Below are 22,270 nucleotides of genomic sequence, written 5' to 3'. Positions count from 1 at the left end.
CGCGGCGCACACGGTGAAGTCCACCCGTTGATTCTTAATGGGGCGTCAGCCCCTTCTGAGGAGTACCCGGATGTCTTCCGACTTCTTCATCCCGGACCCGGACGGTCAAGTTCCCAACACCGAGGGCTACTTCGGCGCGTTCGGCGGCAAGTTCATCCCCGAGGCGCTGGTCGCCGCGGTCGACGAGGTCGCGGTCGAGTACGACAAGGCCAAGACCGACCCGGCCTTCGCGGCCGAACTGAACGACCTGATGGTCAATTACACGGGCCGCCCGAGCTCCCTCACGGAGGTGTCCCGGTTCGCCCAACACGCGGGCGGGGCACGGGTCTTCCTCAAGCGCGAAGACCTCAACCACACCGGCTCACACAAGATCAACAACGTGCTCGGCCAGGCGCTGCTCACCAAGCGCATGGGCAAGACGCGCGTGATCGCGGAGACCGGCGCCGGCCAGCACGGCGTCGCCACCGCCACCGCGTGCGCCCTCTTCGGCCTCGAATGCACCATCTACATGGGCGAGATCGACACCGAGCGCCAGGCGCTCAACGTCGCCCGCATGCGGATGCTCGGTGCCGAGGTCGTCGCCGTGAAGTCCGGCAGCCGCACCCTGAAGGACGCCATCAACGAGGCGTTCCGCGACTGGGTCGCCAATGTCGACCGTACGCACTACCTCTTCGGCACGGTCGCCGGCCCGCACCCCTTCCCCGCCATGGTCCGCGACTTCCACCGGGTCATCGGTGTCGAGGCACGCCGCCAGATCCTGGAGCGCACGGGACGGCTGCCCGACGCGGCGGTCGCCTGCGTCGGCGGCGGGTCCAACGCCATCGGTCTCTTCCACGCCTTCATCCCGGACGCGGACGTACGTCTCATCGGCTGCGAGCCCGCCGGGCACGGCATCGAGACCGGCGAGCACGCGGCCACCCTGTCCGCGGGCGAGCCCGGCATCCTGCACGGCTCGCGGTCGTACGTCCTCCAGGACGAGGAGGGCCAGATCACCGAGCCCTACTCGATCTCGGCGGGCCTCGACTACCCGGGCATCGGCCCCGAGCACGCGTACCTCAAGGACAGCCAGCGCGCCGAATACCGGGCCGTGACGGACGACGCGGCGATGCAGGCGCTGCTGCTCCTGTCCCGCACCGAGGGCATCATCCCGGCCATCGAGAGCGCGCACGCGCTCGCCGGTGCGCTGGAGGTCGGCAAGGAACTGGGCAAGGACGGGCTGATCCTGGTCAACCTGTCCGGGCGCGGCGACAAGGACATGGACACGGCCGCCCGCTACTTCGGCCTGTACGACACCGACGCCGCGGTCGAGGCCGACGCCTCCGCCGCCAACGGCGCCGCCGAGATCCAGAGGGACACCAAGTGAGCGGGAACATTCAGCTGCTGAGCGACACCCTGGAGCGGACCAGGTCCGAGGACCGGTCCGCCCTCATCGCCTACCTCCCGGCCGGATTCCCGACCGTGGACGGCGGCATCGAAGCCGTGAAGGCGGTCCTGGCGGGCGGCGCCGACGTGGTCGAGATCGGACTGCCGCACAGCGACCCGGTGCTCGACGGCCCGGTCATCCAGACCGCCGACGACATCGCGCTGCGCGGCGGCGTGAAGATCGCCGACGTGATGCGCACGGTGCGCGAGGCGTACGAGGCGACCGGTGCGCCGGTGCTTGTCATGACGTACTGGAACCCCATCGACCGGTACGGCGTCGAGCGCTTCACCGCGGAGCTGGCGGAGGCGGGCGGCGCGGGCTGCATTCTGCCCGACCTGCCGGTGCAGGAGTCGGCGCTGTGGCGTGAGCACGCCCAGAAGCACGGCCTGGCCACGGTCTTCGTGGTCGCGCCGAGCAGCAAGGACGAGCGCCTCGCCACGATCACGGCGGCGGGCTCCGGCTTCGTCTACGCCGCGTCGCTGATGGGCGTGACAGGCACCCGCGAGTCGGTCGGCGAGCAGGCGCAGGACCTGGTGCGCAGGACGCGTGCGACGACCGGCCTGCCGGTGTGCGTCGGGCTCGGCGTTTCCAACGCCGTGCAGGCCAAGGAGGTCGCCGCCTTCGCGGACGGCGTGATCGTCGGCTCGGCCTTCGTCCAGCGGCTGCTCGACGCGCCGGACGAGGCCGCCGGTCTGGAAGCCGTGAGGGCGCTCGCGGCGGAGCTGGCCGACGGCGTACGCGGGGGCCGCGGGAACAACTGAGCGGTGTAGTCCGAACGGGTGGACCTGGACCGGGGAGGCGCGCTGGTGCCTCCCCGGTTCGTTGCTGCGGGTGTGAATGACAAGAACCGTGAGGGAAAACGAACCGCCCGCGAGCGGCTCATTCAGGAGCGCGAGGCGCACAAGGCCCGCGAGAAGCGCAGGCGGACCATGATCGTGGCCGCCGCCGTGGTCGCCGCGCTGGGCCTGGCGGCCGTGGTGGGGCTCATCGCCGCCAACGCGGGCTCGGACGGCGACGACACCGCGGGCCCCGTGGTGGCGCCCGCGGGCACGGATGACAAGGGCGGTCCGACGATTCCCGTGGGGGCGAAGGACGCGCCGTCGACGCTCACGGTGTGGGAGGACTTCCGCTGCCCGGCCTGCGCCCAGTTCGAGAACGCCTTCCGGGACACGATCCATGAGCTGGAGGCGGCGGGCCAGATCAAGACCGAGTACCACCTGGCCACGCTCATCGACGGGAACCTGGGCGGCACCGGATCCCTGCGGGCCGCCAATGCCGCCGGGTGCGCGCAGGGCGCCGGGAAGTTCGTCCCGTACCACGACGTGCTGTACCAGAACCAGCCGGCCGAGACCGATGACGCCTTCGGCAAGAACGCCCGTCTGATCGAGCTGGCCGGCAAGGTCGACGGGCTCGTCACGGATACGTTCAGGCAGTGCGTGAACAACGGGACGCACGACGGCTGGGTGCGCAAGTCCAACGAGGCGTTCCAGAAGGGCAACTTCAGCGGGACGCCGACAGTGCAGCTCAACGGGGAGTCGATCTTCCCGCGGAAGGGCAATGAGCAGATCTCGCCCGAGAACCTGAAGAAGTGGGTCGCCGAGGCGAACAAGGGCAAGAAGCCCGGGACGGCGTCCCCGACGCCGGCCTCGACCCCGCCCCGGACGCCGACACCGACCCAGACGCCGACCCAGGCTCCGACTCCGCCGCTATTGCCGTAGCCGCGCACCGGCCTCGTTATCCAGACGTTGCCGGGTGGGTTGCCGTACGCCCCGCCCGGCAGGGTAGCGTCGACCCTGCCATGGAACTTGCCTATATTCCCAGCCCGTCGACCGGTGTGATCGAGCTCGGACCGATCCCGCTCCGCGGCTACGCGTTCTGCATCATCATTGGCGTCTTCGTCGCCGTCTGGTACGGCAACAAGCGGTGGGTCGCCCGGGGAGGCAATGCCGGCACCGTGGCCGACATCGCCGTATGGGCGGTGCCCTTCGGCCTCGTCGGCGGACGGCTCTATCACGTCATCACCGACTACCAGCTGTATTTCAGCGAGGGTAAGAACTGGGTCGACGCCTTCAAGATCTGGGAGGGCGGCCTCGGCATCTGGGGCGCCGTCGCGCTCGGTGCGGTGGGCGCCTGGATCGGCTGCCGCCGACGCGGGATCCCGCTCCCGGCCTGGGCCGACGCGCTGGCCCCCGGCCTCGCCTTCGCGCAGGCCATCGGCCGCTGGGGCAACTGGTTCAACCAGGAGCTCTACGGGAAGCCGACGGATCTCCCCTGGGCGCTCAAGATCTCCGAGGGCGTGAACCGTGAGGCGGGCCTGTACCACCCGACCTTCCTGTACGAGTCGCTGTGGTGCATCGGCGCCGCGCTGCTGGTCATCTGGGCCGACCGCCGCTTCAAGCTCGGACACGGCCGCGTCTTCGCCCTGTACGTCGCCCTGTACTGCGCCGGCCGCGGCTGGATCGAGTACATGCGCGTCGACGAGGCGCACCATGTGCTGGGGCTGCGCCTCAACGTATGGACCTCGATCGTCGTATTCGTGTTCGCGGTCGTGTACATCGTGATCTCCGCGAAGCTCCGGCCGGGCCGTGAGGAAATCGTCGAGCCGAAGGCGGCCGAGCTGCCGAAGGCCGACGGCGAGGCCAAGGGCGACCCGCATGACGCCGAGCCCGACGCGCAGGACACGCAGGACGGTGCCTCCGACCCGGAGGACGGCGATTCCGACGTGAAGGACGGGGCCTCGGCCGACAAGGCCTGACCGCCGAAACAGCCTCCCAGGGCCGCCGGACCGCTCATGGTCCGGCGGCCCTTTCGCATGCTCCGAGCCCTGGTAAGTACGGCCTTCCTTGCTGGCGGGAGCAATAAATCCTGCGTATTTTCGGAGACGTTGAGAGGGGGGAGCCGGGGCCCGTACAGGGACCGGCTCCGGCGAGAGGGGAACCGGACAGCATGGCCATCATCGAGACCGAGGCAACGCTCCACGAGGCGCACCGCGACAATCACACGCACCGCGACGTGAACGGCGGCTGGCTGCGCCCGGCGGTGTTCGGGGCGATGGACGGCCTGGTCTCCAACCTGGCCCTGATGACCGGCGTCGCGGGCGGGGCCGTGTCGCAGCAGACGATCGTCATCACGGGCCTCGCGGGTCTCGCCGCCGGTGCCTTCTCCATGGCGGCCGGTGAGTACACCTCCGTGGCCTCGCAGCGCGAGCTCGTCGAGGCCGAACTGGACGTCGAGCGGCGCGAGTTGCGCAAGCACCCCAAGGACGAGCTGGAGGAGCTGGCCGCGCTCTACCGGTCGCGGGGCGTCGAACCGGCGCTGGCGCGCGAGGTCGCGACGCAGCTGTCGAAGGACCCGGAGCAGGCGCTGGAGATACACGCCCGCGAGGAGCTCGGCATCGACCCGAGCGACCTTCCCTCGCCGCTGGTCGCCGCCGTATCGTCGTTCGGGGCGTTCGCGCTGGGCGCCCTGCTGCCCGTACTGCCGTATCTTCTCGGGGCCGCCTCCCTGTGGCCGGCCGTGCTGCTCGCGCTGGTCGGGCTCTTTGCCTGCGGGGCGCTCGTCGCTAAGGTGACGGCGCGGTCCTGGTGGTTCAGCGGACTGCGGCAGCTGGCGCTCGGCGGCGCCGCCGCCGGTGTGACTTACGCCCTTGGAGCACTGTTCGGAACCGCCGTAGGGTGAGACCCTATGCAGGGCTCCACATAACTAGTCTGTTACCCGGTGGTTTTGATTCCTTAACGGCCGGGAAAGAGCCCACAACACCGCAGGCAATGAAGCCTGCTTCTGTGACGACCGGACGGATGTCGGTCTGTCCACCTTGCCCCACCTTCACCGCTATGAGCGGTGTCCGCATGCTGGAATGAGCTATCCACCTCGCGAGAAGCCAGCCATCATGTAACCTGCACGAAATTTCGCGGAGGGCCAACGTCGTCCCTCGGTAGTTCTTTATGCCACGACGACGACGGGAGTGCCGATGCGTTCCGACGCCTGGTCGCCCATGGACGGTCGCCCCGCCCAGCAGGGGATGTACGACCCCCGTAATGAGCACGACGCCTGTGGCGTCGGCTTTGTGGCCACCCTTACCGGTGTGGCCAGCCATGAGCTGGTCGAGCAGGCGCTGACCGTGCTGCGCAACCTCGAACACCGCGGTGCCACCGGTTCCGAGCCCGACTCCGGCGACGGCGCCGGAATCCTGCTCCAGGTGCCCGACGCCTTCCTGCGCGAGGTCACCGAGTTCGACCTCCCCGAGGCCGGGGCGTACGCCGTCGGCATCGCCTTCCTCCCTGCCGACGGCTCCGCACAGGCCGTCGCGCAGATCGAGACGATCGCCGCCGAGGAAGGACTGAACGTCCTCGGATGGCGCGAGGTCCCCGTCACGCCCTCCCTGCTCGGCAACGGCGCACGCGCCACGATGCCGGCCTTCTCCCAGATCTTTGTGGAGGACGGCACGAACACGGGCCTGGCCTTGGACCGCAAGGCGTTCGTGCTGCGCAAGCGCGCCGAGCGTGAGGCCGGGGTGTACTTCCCCTCGCTCTCCGCCCGGACGATCGTCTACAAGGGCATGCTGACCACCGGGCAGCTGGAGCCGTTCTTCCCCGACCTGTCGGACCGCCGCTGCGCCACGACCGTCGCGCTCGTCCACTCGCGTTTCTCGACGAACACCTTCCCGAGCTGGCCGCTCGCCCACCCGTACCGCTTCGTCGCGCACAACGGCGAGATCAACACGGTCAAGGGCAACCGCAACTGGATGAAGGCCCGCGAGTCCCAGCTCGCGTCGGACCTCTTCGGTGCGGAGAAGCTGGAGCGGATCTTCCCCGTCTGTACGCCCGACGCCTCCGACTCCGCGTCCTTCGACGAGGTGCTCGAACTGCTGCACCTCGGCGGGCGCTCGCTGCCGCACGCCGTGCTGATGATGGTCCCCGAGGCGTGGGAGAACCACGACTCCATGGACCCGGCCCGCCGCGCCTTCTACCAGTACCACGCCACGATGATGGAGCCCTGGGACGGCCCGGCCTGTGTCACCTTTACCGACGGCACCCAGGTCGGCGCCGTACTCGACCGCAACGGTCTGCGTCCCGGTCGCTACTGGGTGACGGACGACGGGCTCGTCGTGCTGTCCTCCGAGGTCGGTGTCCTCGACATCGACCCCGCGAAGGTCGTCCGCAAGGGCCGCCTTCAGCCCGGCAAGATGTTCCTCGTCGACACCGCCGAGCACCGCATCATCGAGGACGACGAGATCAAGGCCGGGCTCGCCGCCGAGAAGCCCTACAAGGAGTGGCTGGAAGCCGGCGAGATCGAGCTTGAGGACCTGCCCGAGCGCGAGCACATCGTGCACACGCACGCCTCCGTCACCCGCCGCCAGCAGACCTTCGGCTACACCGAGGAAGAGCTCCGCGTCATCCTCGCCCCGATGGCCCGCACCGGCGGTGAGCCGCTCGGTTCCATGGGTACGGACTCGCCGATCGCGGCCCTCTCCGAGCGGCCCCGGCTGCTCTTCGACTACTTCACCCAGCTCTTCGCGCAGGTCACCAACCCGCCGCTGGACGCCATCCGCGAGGAGCTCGTCACCTCGCTGCGTTCCTCGCTCGGCCCGCAGGGCAACATCCTGGAGCCGACCGCGGCGACCTGCCGCAATGTCGCGCTGCCCTTCCCGGTGATCGACAACGACGAGCTGGCCAAGCTCATACACATCAACGCCGACGGCGACATGCCGGGCCTGACGGCCGCCACCCTCGCCGGTCTCTACCGCGTCAGCGGTGGCGCCGACGCGCTGGCCGCCCGTATCGAGGAGATCTGCGCCGAGGCCGACGCCGCCATCGAGGCCGGTGCCCGCCTGATCGTGCTCTCCGACCGGCACTCGGACGCCGAGCACGCGCCGATCCCGTCGCTGCTCCTCACCTCCGCCGTGCACCACCACCTGATCCGTACGAAGCAGCGCACCCAGGTGGGGCTGCTCGTCGAGGCCGGCGATGTGCGCGAGGTGCACCATGTCGCGCTGCTCATCGGTTTCGGTGCGGCCGCCGTCAACCCGTATCTGGCGATGGAGTCCGTCGAGGACCTGGTCCGCGCGGGCACGTTCATCGAGGGCGCCGAGCCCGAGCAGGCCATCCGCAACCTGATCTACGCCCTCGGCAAGGGCGTCCTCAAGGTCATGTCGAAGATGGGCATCTCGACCGTCGCCTCCTACCGGGGCGCGCAGGTCTTCGAGGCCGTCGGTCTGGACGAGGCCTTCGTCGAGAAGTACTTCAACGGCACGGCGACCAAGATCGGCGGCGCCGGTCTGGATGTGGTGGCCAAGGAGGTCGCCGCCCGGCACGCCAAGGCCTACCCGGCCTCCGGCATCGCCGCCACGCACCGCGCGCTGGAGATCGGCGGCGAGTACCAGTGGCGGCGCGAGGGCGAGCCGCACCTGTTCGACCCGGAGACGGTCTTCCGCCTCCAGCACGCCACTCGCAACCGCCGGTACGACATCTTCAAGCAGTACACGGACCGCGTGAACGAGCAGTCCGAGCGGCTGATGACGCTGCGTGGGCTCTTCGGGTTCAATAGCGGTCGCGAGGCCATTTCGATCGATGAGGTCGAGCCCGTCTCCGAGATCGTCAAGCGCTTCTCCACCGGCGCCATGTCGTACGGCTCCATCTCCCAGGAGGCGCACGAGACCCTCGCCATCGCCATGAACCAGCTGGGCGGCAAGTCCAACACCGGTGAGGGCGGCGAAGACGCCGAGCGGCTGTACGACCCGGCGCGGCGCTCCAGCATCAAGCAGGTCGCCTCGGGGCGTTTCGGCGTGACGAGTGAGTACCTCGTCAACGCTGACGACATCCAGATCAAGATGGCTCAGGGTGCGAAGCCGGGTGAGGGCGGCCAGCTGCCCGGTCACAAGGTCTACCCCTGGGTCGCGAAGACCCGGCACTCCACGCCTGGTGTGGGGCTCATCTCGCCGCCGCCGCACCACGACATCTACTCCATCGAGGACCTGGCTCAGCTGATCCACGACCTCAAGAACGCCAACCCGGCCGCGCGTATCCACGTGAAGCTGGTGTCGGAGGTCGGCGTCGGTACGGTCGCCGCGGGTGTGTCCAAGGCGCACGCCGATGTCGTCCTGATCTCCGGCCACGACGGCGGAACGGGCGCTTCCCCGCTGACGTCGCTGAAGCACGCGGGCGGTCCCTGGGAGCTCGGCCTCGCCGAAACCCAGCAGACCCTGCTGCTCAACGGCCTGCGCGACCGCATCGTCGTCCAGACCGACGGCCAGCTGAAGACCGGCCGCGACGTCATCATCGCCGCGCTGCTCGGCGCCGAGGAGTTCGGTTTCGCGACCGCGCCGCTCGTCGTCTCCGGCTGCGTCATGATGCGCGTCTGCCACCTCGACACGTGCCCGGTCGGCATCGCCACGCAGAACCCGGTCCTGCGCGACCGGTTCTCCGGCAAGGCCGAGTACATCGTCAACTTCTTCCAGTTCATCGCTGAGGAAGTGCGCGAGCTGCTGGCCGAGCTCGGCTTCCGTACGCTCGAAGAGGCCGTCGGCCATGCCGAACTCCTCGACACCGACGCGGCCGTGGACCACTGGAAGGCGCAGGGCCTCGACCTGGAGCCGCTCTTCTACGTCCCCGAGCTGCCGGAAGGCGCGGTCCGCCACCAGATCACGGTCCAGGACCACGCGCTGGAGAAGGCGCTCGACAACGAGCTGATCGAGCTCGCCGCCGACGCCCTGGCCGCGGACAGCGCGGAGGCCGCAGAGCCGGTCCGCGCGCAGGTCGCGATCCGCAACATCAACCGGACCGTCGGCACCATGCTCGGCCACGAGGTGACGAAGAAGTTCGGCGGTGCGGGCCTGCCCGACGACACCATCGACATCACGTTCACCGGGTCGGCGGGCCAGTCCTTCGGCGCCTTCATCCCGCGCGGTGTGACGCTCAGGCTCGAAGGCGACGCCAACGACTACGTCGGCAAGGGCCTTTCGGGCGGCCGCGTCATCGTCCGCCCGGACCGCGGCGCCGACCACCTCGCCGAGTACTCGACGATCGCGGGCAACACCATCGCCTACGGCGCGACGGGTGGCGAGCTCTTCCTGCGGGGCAGGACGGGCGAGCGCTTCTGCGTCCGCAACTCCGGTGCCACGGTCGTCTCGGAGGGCGTGGGCGACCACGGCTGCGAGTACATGACCGGCGGCAAGGCGGTCGTCCTGGGCGAGACCGGACGTAACTTCGCGGCCGGCATGTCCGGCGGCATCGCGTACGTCATCGACCTCGACCCGGACAACGTCAACTCCGGCAACGCCGGTGCGGTCGAGGAGCTCGACCCCGTCGACAAGGTGTGGCTGCACGACGTGGTGCGCCGCCACCAGGAGGAGACCGGATCCACGGTCGCCGCAAAGCTGCTGGCCGAGTGGGACACCGCGGTGACCCGCTTCAGCAAGATCATCCCGTCCACGTACAAGGCAGTGCTCGCCGCCAAGGACGCCGCTGAGCTCGCCGGTCTCTCCGAGCAGGAGACCACCGAGAAGATGATGGAGGCGGCGACCAATGGCTGACCCCAAGGGCTTCCTGACCACCGGACGCGAGGTCGCCAAGACCCGCCCCGCCGGTGAGCGCGTCAAGGACTGGAACGAGGTCTACGTTCCCGGCTCCCTGCTGCCGATCATCAGCAAGCAGGCCGGGCGCTGCATGGACTGCGGCATCCCGTTCTGCCACAACGGCTGCCCGCTCGGGAACCTCATCCCCGAGTGGAACGACTACGCCTACCGCGAGGACTGGGCGGCGGCGTCCGAGCGGCTGCACGCCACGAACAACTTCCCGGAGTTCACCGGGCGGCTGTGCCCGGCTCCGTGCGAGTCGGCGTGCGTGCTCGGCATCAACCAGCCGGCCGTCACCATCAAGAACGTCGAGGTCTCGATCATCGACAAGGCGTGGGGCAACGGCGACGTCACGCCGCAGCCGCCCGAGCGTCTGTCGGGCAAGACCGTCGCGGTCATCGGCTCGGGCCCGGCCGGCCTCGCCGCGGCCCAGCAGCTGACGCGGGCCGGTCACACGGTCGCGGTGTACGAGCGCGCCGACCGCATCGGCGGGCTGCTGCGCTACGGCATCCCCGAGTTCAAGATGGAGAAGGTGCACATCAACCGGCGCATCGAGCAGATGCGTGCGGAAGGCACCAAGTTCCGTACGGAGGTGGAGATCGGCCGCGACATCGACGCCGCGAAGCTGCGGCGTCGTTACGACGCGGTGGTCATCGCCGCCGGTGCGACGGTCTCCCGCGACCTGCCCGTCCCGGGCCGCGACCTGAACGGCATCCACTTCGCGATGGAGTACCTGCCGCTCGCCAACAAGGTGCAGGAGGGCGACCTGACGGTCTCCCCGATCACCGCCGAGGGCAAGCACGTCGTGGTCATCGGCGGCGGCGACACGGGCGCGGACTGCGTGGGCACCGCCCACCGCCAGGGCGCGGCCTCCGTCACCCAGCTGGAGATCATGCCCAAGCCGGGCGAGGACCGTAACGCCAACCAGCCGTGGCCGACCTTCCCCATGCTGTACAAGGTCACCTCCGCGCACGAGGAGGGCGGCGAGCGGGTCTACTCCGTCTCCACCACCCACTTCGAGGGCGACGAGGACGGCAACGTCCAGTTCCTGCACCTCGTCGAGGTGGAGTTCAAGGACGGCAAGCTTGAGCAGAAGCCGGGCACCGAGCGCAGGCTCCCCGCTCAGCTGGTCACCCTGGCGATGGGCTTCACGGGCACGGACCAGGAGAACGGCCTGGTCCAGCAGTTCGGCCTGGAGCTCGACGCGCGCGGCAACGTGGCGCGCGACGCGGAGTACGCGACGAACGTCGACGGCGTCTTCGTCGCGGGCGACGCGGGCCGCGGCCAGTCGCTGATCGTGTGGGCGATCGCCGAGGGCCGCTCGGCGGCGCGCGGCGTGGACCGCTTCCTGACGGGGGCCAGCGAACTGCCGGCCCCGGTGAAGCCGACGGACCGTGCACTGACGGTCTGACGCACGCACCCAAAGAACGTCCGTACAGCGTTGTACGGAAGAACGCGGCGCCTGCCTTGTCCCCGACCGGACGACGGCAGGCGCCGCGGCACGTCCGGCCTACGCCGGCTGGCGGTACGGGTCCGGTTCCCTGACGGCCTTGTGGGACAGGTCGCGCAGGTCGTCGTCCGTGTACGTGTCCGGGAGCGCCATCCCCAGTGCCAGGAACAGCGTCCGGACCTCCTCCGGCGTGGGCACGGCGGACAACGGCAGGTGCCGGGCCTCGCGCAGCGGCACCGCGCGGGCCTGGTTGAGGCTCTGGTCCAGCTCCGTGCTCCAGGAGTTGTAGAGCGCCCGGCCGCGGCGCATCATCATCGCCGGGAACTGCGGCCCCCGCTGGGTGATGATCAGGACGCTGGACGACAGTTCCCAGCGGAACGTGCTGATCGACGAAGTCAGGCCGATACGGATGTCCAGCAGCCGGTAGCGGTGCAGATGCCAGCAGGCCGCCAGGATCGTCGCGTACAGCTCCCTGCGCGTGCCGTCCGCCGTCCAGGAATGCTGGTCGGAGTCCGGTCCCGTGGACAGCGAGCGGAACAGGTCGGCGTACTGCTGGCAGAGCGCGAGGTCCGTCGGGTCCAGGATCTCCAGCCCCACATCCAGCTTGCGCTGCGCCCGGCGCGCGCTGTCCACGCATTCCGGGAGCGTGACGGCTCGGACGTACGTCGCCGTGGAGCCCTTGAAGTACCAGCGGTCGGTGTTGTCCCTGGCCGCACGAAGGGCCTGGGTGATCTCCTGGCCCGTCAGGATCGTGACCTCCGGAAGCTCCTCCAAGGTGCCCCGTATGCGGGCGATTTCGGGTTCCATGCGGGTCAGCTGTTCCAGCGCCGCCGTCTGCCGCTGCGCCTTCGAGCGGTCGCGCAGCATGGTGAAGGCGAGCACGGCGAGGGTGAGCGCGATGGCGTTCTGCAGCATGCCGTCGGAGACGGTTTCCGTGACTCCGAGCACGCTGACCGCTGCCGCGAGCAGTACCGAGAGGGTTCCGTCGATGTTCTGCCAGGCCCAGCGCAGTCCGACTCTCATGCGCCGAGTCTAGGACCAACTGGCCGTAGATGATCGGTAGTTGACGGTACTGGCCATCGAGTGCCCTGGCGGGTCCGCAGGTGTGTCTCCTACCATCGGAGCACCACGGGGGAGAGGTACGCATATGGCAGCGCGCGTGGGCCGTCTCGAACGGTCCATTGCCTGGGTCCTGAAGAACATGGATGTGGTCGTCGCGGCGGCCGTTGCCCTGACGATCGGCTTTCTGGACATCTTCGGCGACGTCATCACCGACGATGTCGCCTCCGGGGCCACCCTGGTCGTGCTCGGCGCGCTGGCGCTCGGGTCGATCGTGGAGCGGGTACGTCAGCCCGCCAGCATTCACGAGGCGATGGCGGGGACCCGGCGCGCGCTCGAAGACCTCGCCATGGTGCGTTCCCTGTCGGGCAACGAGGTGGGCGAGGCCCTGCGCAAGGCCCGCCAGCGTACGAACCTCTGGTACTTCAAGGGCGGCACCGGCACGTATCTGCGGGCCGTCACGCTTCCGCAGTGCGTGGCCGCCGCCAAGGAGCAGCGCTCACAGCTCAATGTGAAGATCGACATCGTGAACCCGGCGGACGAGCGGGCCTGCGCCGCGTACGCCCGCTTCCGGCAGATGTTCGCCGGGCAGAGAAGCGCCGGCACGGCCGGTGCCTGGACGGCGGACCGGGTGCGCAAGGAGTCGTACGCGACGGTGCTGGCCGCCTGTTGGTACCAGCGGCAGCTGACCACGCTCGAAATGAGCGTGCATCTGTCGTCCGCCGTGCCGACCCTGCGGTTCGACCTGTCCGAATCATGCCTGATCGTCACCCAGGACGACACGTCCCGGGTCAACCTTCTGATCGAGCGGGGGCAGCCGCTCTACGACTACTACGTAACCGAGTTGCACCAGAGCAGGGAGCAGGCCACTGTGCTCGACCTGCGTGTCGCCTCACCGCTCGGACTGGAGCCCACCGTCGACGAAGTACGTGTGCTTTTCGACGACTTGAGGCTGCAGCTCCCTCGCGTCTTCTCCGACGGCGACATCGGCGAGATCATCGAAAAGGCCCTGCACGCGGAGGACCCTTACCGGAGGTGAGGCGCCGACAGGCGCGGCCCCATGGACTACGACGAGCTCGAACAGGCCCTCGCGGAGGGTGGAGCAACCCTCGCCCCCCGCGTCAGTGCTTCCGCCGCCCTGGAGGAAATCGTCTCGGGCAAGCGGCAGTTGCGTGCCGTGCGGCATCCGCTCGGCTTTCTGTGCCTGCCGCTGCTGAGGGAGGGCCCGCGCGGCATCTGCGTACACCTCTTCGAGCCCGGCACCCGTGCCGAGCCGGGCGCGGCGCCCATGCACGCACACAGCTGGGAGCTGCGCAGTCATGTGCTGTACGGGCGGGTTGCCAACCTTCCGGTACGGGTGCGCGACGGGGGATCGTCTCCGACGCACCGGGTCTTCGAAGTACACAGTGGGCCGGACGGGATCGACGAGATCCGTCCCACGTCCTGGCTCGTGCGGAGCGAGCCGGGACCGCAGCTCGTCAGCTCCGGCGGGGAGTCGTACACCCTGGAAGCGGGTGAGTTCCACGCCACTGTGGTGGCGCCCGAACGGCCCGCGGCCACCCTGGTGCTCGGGCTGTCGCTGCCGGGACGGGTGGATCTCTCGCTCGGCCCGCTCGACGGCCGCCCGGCCAGGACCACCCGCAAACTGTGCGACACCGGACAGACCGAGCGGACCGTCCGCCGGGCTCTCAGGAGGATCCATGCCGAACAGCGTGCCTGACCCCGCCGGAGAGGCCTTCGCCCGCGAGCTGAAGGTGGCCGTCGCGGCGGCGGAAGAGGCGGGAGGCATGCTGCGGGGCCGCTTCCCCGACGTGTTCCAGGTGCGCACAAAGGGCGAGAACGGCGATGTCGTGACGGATCTCGACCTGGCCGCCGAGAAGATCGTCCTCACCCGGCTGCAGCACCACTTCCCGTACGACCGCGTCCTCTCCGAAGAAGCCGGGCTGTTGGGCGCCGACGGAAGCCGCACCTGGCTGGTCGACCCGCTGGACGGCAGCAACAACATCGCGATCGGCCTCGCGTCGTTCGTCGTCGGCATCGGGCTCTGCGTCGGTGACACACCGGTGGTCGGGGTCGTGCACGAACCGGTCACCGGGCACACCTGGCACGCCGTCGCCGGGCAAGGCGCGTACGGCCCCAGGGGCCGGTTGACCGGGCCGGGTGGCGGCGTACCGGAGTCGGGGCCCGTGCTGGCCTGGACCCAGGGGCACGCCGTGGATCGCGCCGATACGAGGCTGGTGACCCTGCGGGGGGCGCTGGAGCGGCGCTGCCGACGCGTACTTCAGCTGTGGGCACCGCTGTTGGGCTGGAGCATGCTGGCCCGCGGAACGATCGACGGGTTCGTCGGCTACCGGGCGGAGGGCGTGGACCTCCCCGCCGGGGCGCTGCTCGCCGCCGAGGCGGGAGTGGAGCTGCGCACGCTGACCGGGGAGCCCTTCCGGCCGGGCTTCACGGGGCCCGACGAAGGCCGCAGCTTTGTCGCGGCGAAGGGCGCGGCGCTGGAGTACGTACTGCGGGAGGTGGCGGAGACGCTGCCGCGCACGCCGTAGGGAACCGGCCCAGGCAGCGGCTTGGACGACCGGCCTAGGCGACCAGTGCCAGCGTCGTCGTGGCGGCCAGCGTGGCCGACACCGCGAGGACCAGGCCGGTGCCCAGGAAACGGCCCAGGTCGATACTCGTGCCGTGCCAGCGGCAGCGTTCGAACCACAGCAGCGTCGCCAGCGAGGCCCACGGCGTGACGACCGGGCCCACGTTGACGCCGATGAGCAGGGCCAGCAGCTGCTGGTGGTTGGCTTCCGGTACGGCCGCCTCGCCCGCCATGTAGGCGGGCAGGTTGTTGAGGACGTTGGACACGCCCGCGCCGACGCCGGCCGAGCGCAGCATGCCGACGATGCCGTTGTCGGATCCGATCGCCGCCGTCAGCAGGGCGTGCAGCCCGTTGGAGTTGACGGTCTCCACCACCAGGAACATCCCCGGCACCAGCACCAGCAGCCGCCACGGCATCAGGGACAGCCTCAGATCCGCCCTGCTCCGCAGCGCGAAGGCCACCACCACGATCAGCGCGGCCGTCAGGGACGCCGACCACAGCGGTACGTCGGCCAGCAGGATCGCCAGCAGGAAGCCCGTACACGCCAGCGCGCAGACGCGAAACAGCACCGGGTCGTCCGTCTTCGGCGCCGGCGGCGGCGTGTAGCGGACCTCGCCCCGGCGCCCGCGCCGCCAGTAGAACGCCCACAGGCACGCCATGGTGACGGCGATGGACGCCAGTTGAGGCGCCCACATCGTGACGGCCATCTCGGCCGGCGACAACGCGACCCGGTCCGCCGCGAGCAGATTCGTCAGGTTCGACACGGGCAGCAGCAGGCTGGCCGTGTTCGCCAGCCAGACCGTGGTCATCGCCAGCGGTACGGCGGCGATGCCGACGCGCGTGGCGAGTGCCAGCATCACCGGGGTCAGCAGCACCGCCGTGGTGTCCAGGTTCAGCGTGATGGTGGTGACGGAGGCGAACAGCACGCAGAGCCCGAACAACAACAGGTAGTTTCCACGCCCCGCACGGGCCACCCAGGTGGCGACGACGTCGAAGACCTGGGCCTTGCCCGTCAACTCCGCGAGCACGATGACCGAACCGAGGAAGACCAGCAGAGGCCCGATGCGCTCCATCGCGTCCCCGGCGGGAGCCGTCGGCAGCAGACCTGTGGCAACGCTGAGCAGGCCGGCGGCGAGCAGTCCGGCGGCCAGCCAGTCCAGCGGATGCAGGCCTTGTCGCACCCCAGCGCTCACCGGAAAGACCTCCTACGATGGTCGTCATGTTGACGGACGGGGAACTGAGCGGTCAAGCAGGCGAGTTGGACTTCTTCATCAGCTACTCGCCGGCCGACGAGCAATGGGCGTCGTGGATTGCCTGGACCCTGGAGGAGGCCGGATATCGCACCGTGGTCCAGGCGTGGGACTTCGTTCCTGGCACAAACTTCATTGACTTCATGGACCGTGGAGTGAGCGAATCGGCCGCCGTCATCGCGGTGCTCAGCCGCCATTATGAGCGCTCCACCTACGGACGCATGGAGTGGCAGGCCGCTCTGCGCGCCTCCCCCGAATCGCCCGAGCGGCGCCTGCTGACGGTCCGCGTCGACGACATCCCCGTCGAGGGACTGCTCGCCACGATCACGTACGTCGACCTCGTCGGCGTAGCGGACCACGACGCCGCCCGCGGCATGCTGCTCACCCGGGTCGGCCAGGCCCTGGACGGGCATGCGCGCCCGGACAGGCGGCCCGGCTACCCCGGGAGCACCCTGGGATCGCGCGGCGGCGCCGGGCAGACGCCCTTTCCCGTACAGCAGGGGCCGAGCCGGATCGGCGGCGCCGGCTGGGCAGGACGGCGACGGCCCGTACGGGCGCCTCTCTACCCGCCGGATTCCACCGGCGGCAGCGCCAAGGACGCGGTGACCGTCCTGCACCTGGCCGGGCCGGACTTCGGGCGCGGACGCGAGCCGGACACCCTGAGCCGGCAGCTCAGAGGGGACCTCGTCGAGCTGCGGAACGCCGGTGCGCCCACCCCCGACCTACTGGTGGTGACCGGTGACCTCACCGCATCCGGCAGCCCGCGCGAGTGCGACCAGGCCCTCAGCTTCCTCACCGCCGTACGGTCCCAGCTCGACCTTCCGCCGCAGCGCGTCATGGTCGTGCCCGGCGCCCAGGATGTGAGCCTGGCCGCCTGCCGCGCGTACTTCAGCACCTGCGAGGCGGACGAGGTCGCGCCACAGCCGCCGTACTGGCCCAAATGGCGCCACTACACACGGCTCTTCCGCGACCTCTACCACGGCCTCGACACCGTCTTCGACAGCGATCAGCCCTGGACCCTCTTTCCCGTGCCCGAACTGAGCACGGTGGTCGCCGGATTCAACTCCTCCGTCGCCTACAGCCACCGCCTGGAGGACCAGTACGGCTTCGTCGGACGCGACCAGGCGGCCTGGTTCGCGGAGGCGCTGCGGCCGTACGAGGAGGAGGGCTGGCTGCGGATCGGCATCGTCCGTCACCCGTTCACCGAACGCCGCCGCCCCGGCGACGCCGTCGGCGGACCCGGGGTGCTGCGGGACGCCGACACGCTGGAGCGGCTCGCCGCCCCCCGGCTGCACATGCTGCTGCACGGCCCGGCCGGCGGGCCCCGCAGCACCGCCGACGACCCGACCCACGCCCGGCTGTCCACCGCCACCGGCGACCTGCCGTTGTTCGGCGCGGCTGCGCCCGCCAGGTTCGAGCTGCTCCAGGTCACCGCCGACGGTGTCACCCGGTGGAGCGACCGGGGCGCGAAGGGGCCGGAGACCTTCCCCGGTACGTGGAGCCGGACCCGCCGCGTCTTCCCCGTACCGGACCGGCCCGGCGCAGCCTCCGCCTCCGCGGACGCGACGCACGAACGGGCCACGGTCGACGAGCCCGTGGACCTGCTCGTCGAGCGGGTGAAGGAGGTCTGCCAGGCCCGCAGGGAAGGCGTCCGGCTTCGCGACGTTCCCCGGCGTGCACCCGATGACATGGTTCAGCTGATGGCCACCTGGCGGGAGGACGGCGTGGTGCGCCAGCAGCGCATCGCCGTCCGCCCCGGCACACCCACCGAAGAGGAACTCGACCGCTTCATCACGCACGTCCACGCCACCGACCCCGGATCCGAGGCCGAGCTGGTGTACGACGGGCCCGCCCCGCAGAGCGGACTGCGCGAGCGCGCCGCGCGCCGCGGGATCAGGGTGCGCAGCTTCATCGAGTTCCAGGGCCTGCTCGACCTGCGCGGCTATGTGTCCGCCCAGACCGCGCGGCTGCAGGGCAGCGACCAGTACGCGCCGGGTCTCTATCTCCCCCAGCGCTACCGCGACGCCGACCGCCCCGACGGGGAAGAGCACGACGGCCTGGTCGAGGACCTGCTGGAGCTTCTGGAGGCCGACCACGGCCGTTTCGTCCTGCTGCTCGGCGACTTCGGGCACGGCAAGACGTTCGCCCTGCGCGAGCTGGCCCGCCGTATCCCCGAACAACTGCCGTATCTGACGCCGCTGCTCATCCCGCTCAGCACCCTCGACCGCGCGCACAGCCTGGAGGGCCTGGTCGCCGCCCACCTGGCGGGCCACGAGGTCGACACGATAGACCTGCGCGCCCTGCGCTACATGCTTGCCCAGGGCAGGGTCGTCCTGCTCTTCGACGGCTTCGACGAGCTGGTCAACCGGGTCAGTTACGACCGGGCGGCCGACCATCTGCAGGTGCTGCTCGACGCGTCCGTCGACAACGCCAAGATCGTGGTGAGCAGCCGCACCCAGCACTTCAAGTCCCACGAGCAGATCCTCACCGCTCTCGGCGAGCGCGTCGGACTGCTGCCGCAGCGCAGGATCCTGTCCGTCGAAGGGTTCACTCCCGCGCAGGTCCGGTCGTATCTGGTCAACAGTTACGGCGACGAGAGTGCGGCCGACGAGCGCTACCAGCTCCTGCGGAACATCCCCGACCTGCTCACGCTGTGCCGCAATCCCCGGCTGCTCTCCTTCGTCGCCGACCTGAGCCAGGACCAGCTGCGGGCGGTCGCCGGTGCGGGACGGGCCCTGAGCCCTGCCCGGCTCTACGAGGACGTGTTCGCCTCCTGGCTCGCCCACGAGGAGCGCCGTGGCCAGGGCGGACCCGGCGCACCGCCCGGCCTCACCCTCGCCGAGCTCTGGTCGTCGGTGACCGCGCTGGCCCAGCGGCTGTGGGAGAGCGGCCGCAGTGCGCTGCGGCTCGACGAGCTCACCGACACGGTGGCCACCACCCTCAGCGAACTCGCCGAAAGCCCGCTGTCCACCCAGGAGTCGGCGCAGGCGGTCGGCGCCGGCAGCCTGCTGGTGCGCAGCGACGACGGTCTCTTCCAGTTCATCCACGGCTCCGTCGTGGAGTGGCTGGTCGCGAAGGAAGCCGCCCGCCAGCTCGCCGGCGGGCGGTACGGACTGCTCTGCGCGCGCCCGCTGAGCCAGCTCGCGGTGGAGTTCTTCTGCGACCTCGCCGACCACGAACTGTGCGTCCGCTGGGTCCAGGACGTTCTCGACTCGTCAGGACCTTCCGGGTCCGACGGGTCCGGGGGGTCCGGGGGGCCTGCTGGGTCCGACGGGTCCGGTGGGTCCGGCTGGTCCGGCGGGTCTTCCGGCCCCTCCGCTCGCGGTGCGAACGACGCGGCGCGCGCCAACGCCGTACGGATCAGCGACCGGCTGCGCGTGCCCGCCAATGTGGATCTGCGGGGAGCCCGGCTGGCCGGGGAGGACCTCTCCTACCGCGACTTCTCCGGCGTCGACCTCACCGGCGCCGACCTGACCGACACCCGGCTCATCGGCGCGAATCTCTCCGGCGCCGTCCTCAGGAACGCCCGTCTCGTCGGCGCCCGCCTCGACCGCGCGGACCTCGGCCGGGCCGACTTCACCGGAGCCGACCTGCGCAGAGCCCGCCTGACCCGGGCCGATCTGCGCGGTGCGCGGCTCACCGGCAGCCGCTGGCACCGGGCCGCCCTCATCGACTCGCTCACGGACGCGTCCGTGCGGTCGGCCCCCGAGCTGCGCACCGCCGCCATCGCACCCGGCATGGCGGTGGACGCGGGATTCCGGCCCTCGTCCGTCGGCGTTCCGTACGGCTTCGACATGCGCACCAGCAGACTCCCCGAACCTATCGCGTACAGCCCCGAGGGGGAGCTCCTCGCGGTCGGGAGCGAGGACGGCGGCATCCTGATCTGCGCCGCGGACACGGGCAGGGCGCTGCGCACCCTCCAGGGCCACCAAGGGCGGGTGTACGCCGTCAAGTTCGGCGCCGACGTCATCGCCACCGGAGGCTCCGACGGCACCGTACGGCTGTGGGACCCGGTGTCCGGTGAGTGCCGGCACCGGCTGGAGGTCCACCCCGACGGGGTGTGGCCGGTCGCGCTCGACGGCGACGGCACGCTGCTCGCCACCGGGGACGGCGAAGGCCTGGTCACGATCTGGGACGTGGCCACGGGGGAACCCGTACACCGACTTCCCGGCCACACAGCCCCCGTCTACACCGCGGTCTTCAGCCCGGACGGCCGCACCCTGATCACCGGCGACGCGGCTGCCGACGTACGGCTGTGGGACATCCGTACCGGGCACTGCACAGGGGAACTCGGCGGCCATCAAGGGGCCGTCTACCGCGTCAGGTTCAGCCCGGACGGCACCGTCTTCGCCACCGCCGACCAGGGCGCGGAGGGGCAGGGCGGAGCCGTACGGATCTGGACGGCGGACGGGACGGACAGGGCGGACAGGGCGGACGGGGCGGGCGGGCCGCGGCTGCTGCACGAGTTCACCGGCCACACCGGACGCGTGTACGCCCTTGACTTCCACCCCGACGGCAACCTCCTGGCCAGCGGCGACACCGACGGACAAGTACGGCTGTGGGACCCGGTGGTCGGCACACAGGCCGGGATCCTGGAGCGGTGCACAGGAGCCGTTTACCACGTGCTCTTCGGGCACGGCGGCAAGCTCCTCGCGGCCTGCGACAGCGACGGCACGGTCCGGCTGTGGAACGTCACCACCCAGCGGCACGGACACACGGTCACCCTCCACGGCCAGCAGCCCGCCGAACACCGGGGCTCCGCATGGGCCCTGGCCTTCCGGCCGCAGGACAGCCAGCTGCTCACCGTCGGGAACGACGGAGGCGCGCAGGTCTGGGAGGCGGCCACCGGCCAGGGCAAGCGCATCCTGCGCGGCCACGGACGCCGGATCAGCGACCTGTCCTTCAGCGCCGACGGCGCCCACCTGGCCACCTGCGGCAACGACGGTGTCGTACGGCTGTGGGAGACGCGCACCGGGCGGCGTACCGAGGAGCTGACCGGACGGGGCGACCGGCTCGTCTCCGTGGCGTTCAGCCCGGTCGAACCGGTCCTCGGGACCGCCAGCAACGACGGTGACATCTACCTCTGGAACCCGGCCGGCGGCCAGTACCTGAGAGAGCTCGACATCGAGACCGAGCACATCTGGGCCGAGGCGTTCAGCGGCGACGGCCAACTGCTCGCCACGGCCAACGACGACGACACCGTCCGCCTCTGGTACCGCACCACGGGCGCGCAGGTGGCCAACCTGGACCAGCACCGCGGCAGGGTCCGCTCCATCGCCTTCAGGTCCGACAGCGATGTCCTCGCGACCGGCTGCGACGACAGCCGCGTACGGCTGTGGGACGCCCGCTCCGGCGGCCTCGTCGCGGAACTCGTCGCACATGACGACCGGGTGTACGGGGTGGCCTTCGGACCGGGGAGCCAGTGGCTGGCCAGTGCGAGCTGGGACGGTACGGCCATCGTCTGGCGGGACAACGAGCCGAGCCTGCGACTGCGCGGGCGCGGCGGCAGGCTGTGGACGGTCGCCGCCCATCCGAGCCTTCCGCTGCTGGCGGCGGCCGGGGACGACCGCACGATCGGGCTGTGGAACGCCGACACCGGCGAGCACATCACCGAACTGACCGGTCACGCGGGCCGGATCCTGTCCGTCGCCTTCAGCCCGGACGGTACGGCCCTGGCCAGCGGCAGCGAGGACGGCACCGTGCGGCTCTGGAACTTCCCGGCGGACGGGCAGCCCTCGCTGCGGGCGACGCTGATCGGCGTACCGGGCGGGTGGGCGGCCCTGACGCCGGCCGGCGGCTACAAGTACGAGGGCGATGTGGCCGGTGAGTTCTGGCATGTCGTGGGGATGTCGCGGTTCGTGCCGGGCGAGCTCGACGAGTACCTTCCGGGGGTTCACCGGCTGCCGCTGGGGGAGGAGCTGTAGGGCGT

The 22,270-nt window shown here is 70.4% G+C and carries 13 protein-coding genes; 11 read left to right on the top strand and 2 right to left on the bottom strand.

Annotation, left to right across the window (positions count from 1 at the left end; genetic code table 11):
- The first annotated feature begins 70 nt into the window (after positions 1 to 70).
- The 7 genes from trpB to PXH83_RS05435 all read left to right on the top strand — a co-directional run bounded on the left by trpB (position 71) and on the right by PXH83_RS05435 (position 11,406).
- Positions 71 to 1,363: a tryptophan synthase subunit beta gene (gene trpB / locus PXH83_RS05465; RefSeq protein ID WP_274557300.1), complete on the top strand. Its 1,293-nt coding sequence runs from the start codon at positions 71 to 73 to the stop codon at positions 1,361 to 1,363.
- The gene (gene trpA / locus PXH83_RS05460) at positions 1,360 to 2,184 is read left to right on the top strand and encodes a tryptophan synthase subunit alpha (RefSeq protein WP_274557297.1); all 825 of its coding nucleotides are present in this window, start codon (positions 1,360 to 1,362) and stop codon (positions 2,182 to 2,184) included. The genes trpB and trpA overlap by 4 nt, the downstream gene beginning before the upstream one ends.
- A 72-nt stretch (positions 2,185 to 2,256) precedes the next feature.
- Positions 2,257 to 3,141, top strand: a complete 885-nt coding sequence (locus tag PXH83_RS05455; protein ID WP_274557295.1) for a DsbA family protein — start codon at positions 2,257 to 2,259, stop codon at positions 3,139 to 3,141.
- Positions 3,142 to 3,221: 80 nt separating this feature from the next.
- Positions 3,222 to 4,178, top strand: coding sequence for a prolipoprotein diacylglyceryl transferase (gene lgt / locus PXH83_RS05450; protein ID WP_274557293.1), 957 nt, complete (start codon positions 3,222 to 3,224; stop codon positions 4,176 to 4,178).
- A 191-nt stretch (positions 4,179 to 4,369) separates the two neighbouring features.
- A complete protein-coding gene (locus tag PXH83_RS05445; RefSeq protein WP_274557291.1) occupies positions 4,370 to 5,101 on the top strand; it encodes a VIT1/CCC1 transporter family protein in 732 nt (243 codons plus the stop codon).
- Positions 5,102 to 5,393: 292 nt separating this feature from the next.
- Entirely contained in the window at positions 5,394 to 9,953 is a 4,560-nt protein-coding gene (gene gltB / locus PXH83_RS05440; RefSeq protein WP_274557290.1) for a glutamate synthase large subunit, read from the top strand.
- Positions 9,946 to 11,406 carry a glutamate synthase subunit beta gene (locus tag PXH83_RS05435; protein WP_274557288.1) on the top strand — a complete coding sequence of 487 codons (1,461 nt, stop codon included), beginning with the start codon at positions 9,946 to 9,948 and terminating at the stop codon, positions 11,404 to 11,406. Before gltB ends, PXH83_RS05435 begins: the two co-directional genes overlap by 8 nt.
- A gap of 99 nt (positions 11,407 to 11,505) precedes the next feature.
- Here PXH83_RS05435 and PXH83_RS05430 read toward each other — a convergent pair whose 3' ends face one another.
- The gene (locus PXH83_RS05430) at positions 11,506 to 12,468 is read right to left on the bottom strand and encodes a hypothetical protein (protein ID WP_274557286.1); all 963 of its coding nucleotides are present in this window, start codon (positions 12,466 to 12,468) and stop codon (positions 11,506 to 11,508) included.
- A 124-nt stretch (positions 12,469 to 12,592) separates the two neighbouring features.
- On the opposite strand from PXH83_RS05430, the gene PXH83_RS05425 reads away from it, so the two are divergent.
- The 3 genes from PXH83_RS05425 to PXH83_RS05415 are packed head-to-tail and all read left to right on the top strand — an operon-like array spanning position 12,593 to position 15,053.
- Positions 12,593 to 13,543 carry a hypothetical protein gene (locus PXH83_RS05425; RefSeq protein ID WP_274557284.1) on the top strand — a complete coding sequence of 317 codons (951 nt, stop codon included), beginning with the start codon at positions 12,593 to 12,595 and terminating at the stop codon, positions 13,541 to 13,543.
- Positions 13,544 to 13,564: 21 nt separating this feature from the next.
- Positions 13,565 to 14,224, top strand: coding sequence for a hypothetical protein (locus PXH83_RS05420; protein ID WP_274557281.1), 660 nt, complete (start codon positions 13,565 to 13,567; stop codon positions 14,222 to 14,224).
- Positions 14,205 to 15,053, top strand: a complete 849-nt coding sequence (locus PXH83_RS05415) for an inositol monophosphatase family protein (RefSeq protein ID WP_274557279.1) — start codon at positions 14,205 to 14,207, stop codon at positions 15,051 to 15,053. The genes PXH83_RS05420 and PXH83_RS05415 overlap by 20 nt, the downstream gene beginning before the upstream one ends.
- A gap of 34 nt (positions 15,054 to 15,087) precedes the next feature.
- Here the strand turns inward: PXH83_RS05415 and PXH83_RS05410 are convergent, their stop codons facing one another.
- On the bottom strand, positions 15,088 to 16,284 hold the full coding sequence (locus tag PXH83_RS05410; protein ID WP_274557277.1) for an SLC13 family permease: 1,197 nt from the start codon (positions 16,282 to 16,284) through the stop codon (positions 15,088 to 15,090).
- Between the two features lie 26 nt (positions 16,285 to 16,310).
- On the opposite strand from PXH83_RS05410, the gene PXH83_RS05405 reads away from it, so the two are divergent.
- On the top strand, positions 16,311 to 22,265 hold the full coding sequence (locus PXH83_RS05405; RefSeq protein WP_274557275.1) for a WD40 domain-containing protein: 5,955 nt from the start codon (positions 16,311 to 16,313) through the stop codon (positions 22,263 to 22,265).
- Positions 22,266 to 22,270: the final 5 nt, after the last annotated feature.

It is taken from the genome of Streptomyces spiramyceticus (assembly GCF_028807635.1).
Classification (GTDB): domain Bacteria; phylum Actinomycetota; class Actinomycetes; order Streptomycetales; family Streptomycetaceae; genus Streptomyces; species Streptomyces spiramyceticus.
This window is presented reverse-complemented; position numbering and strand designations above follow the sequence as displayed.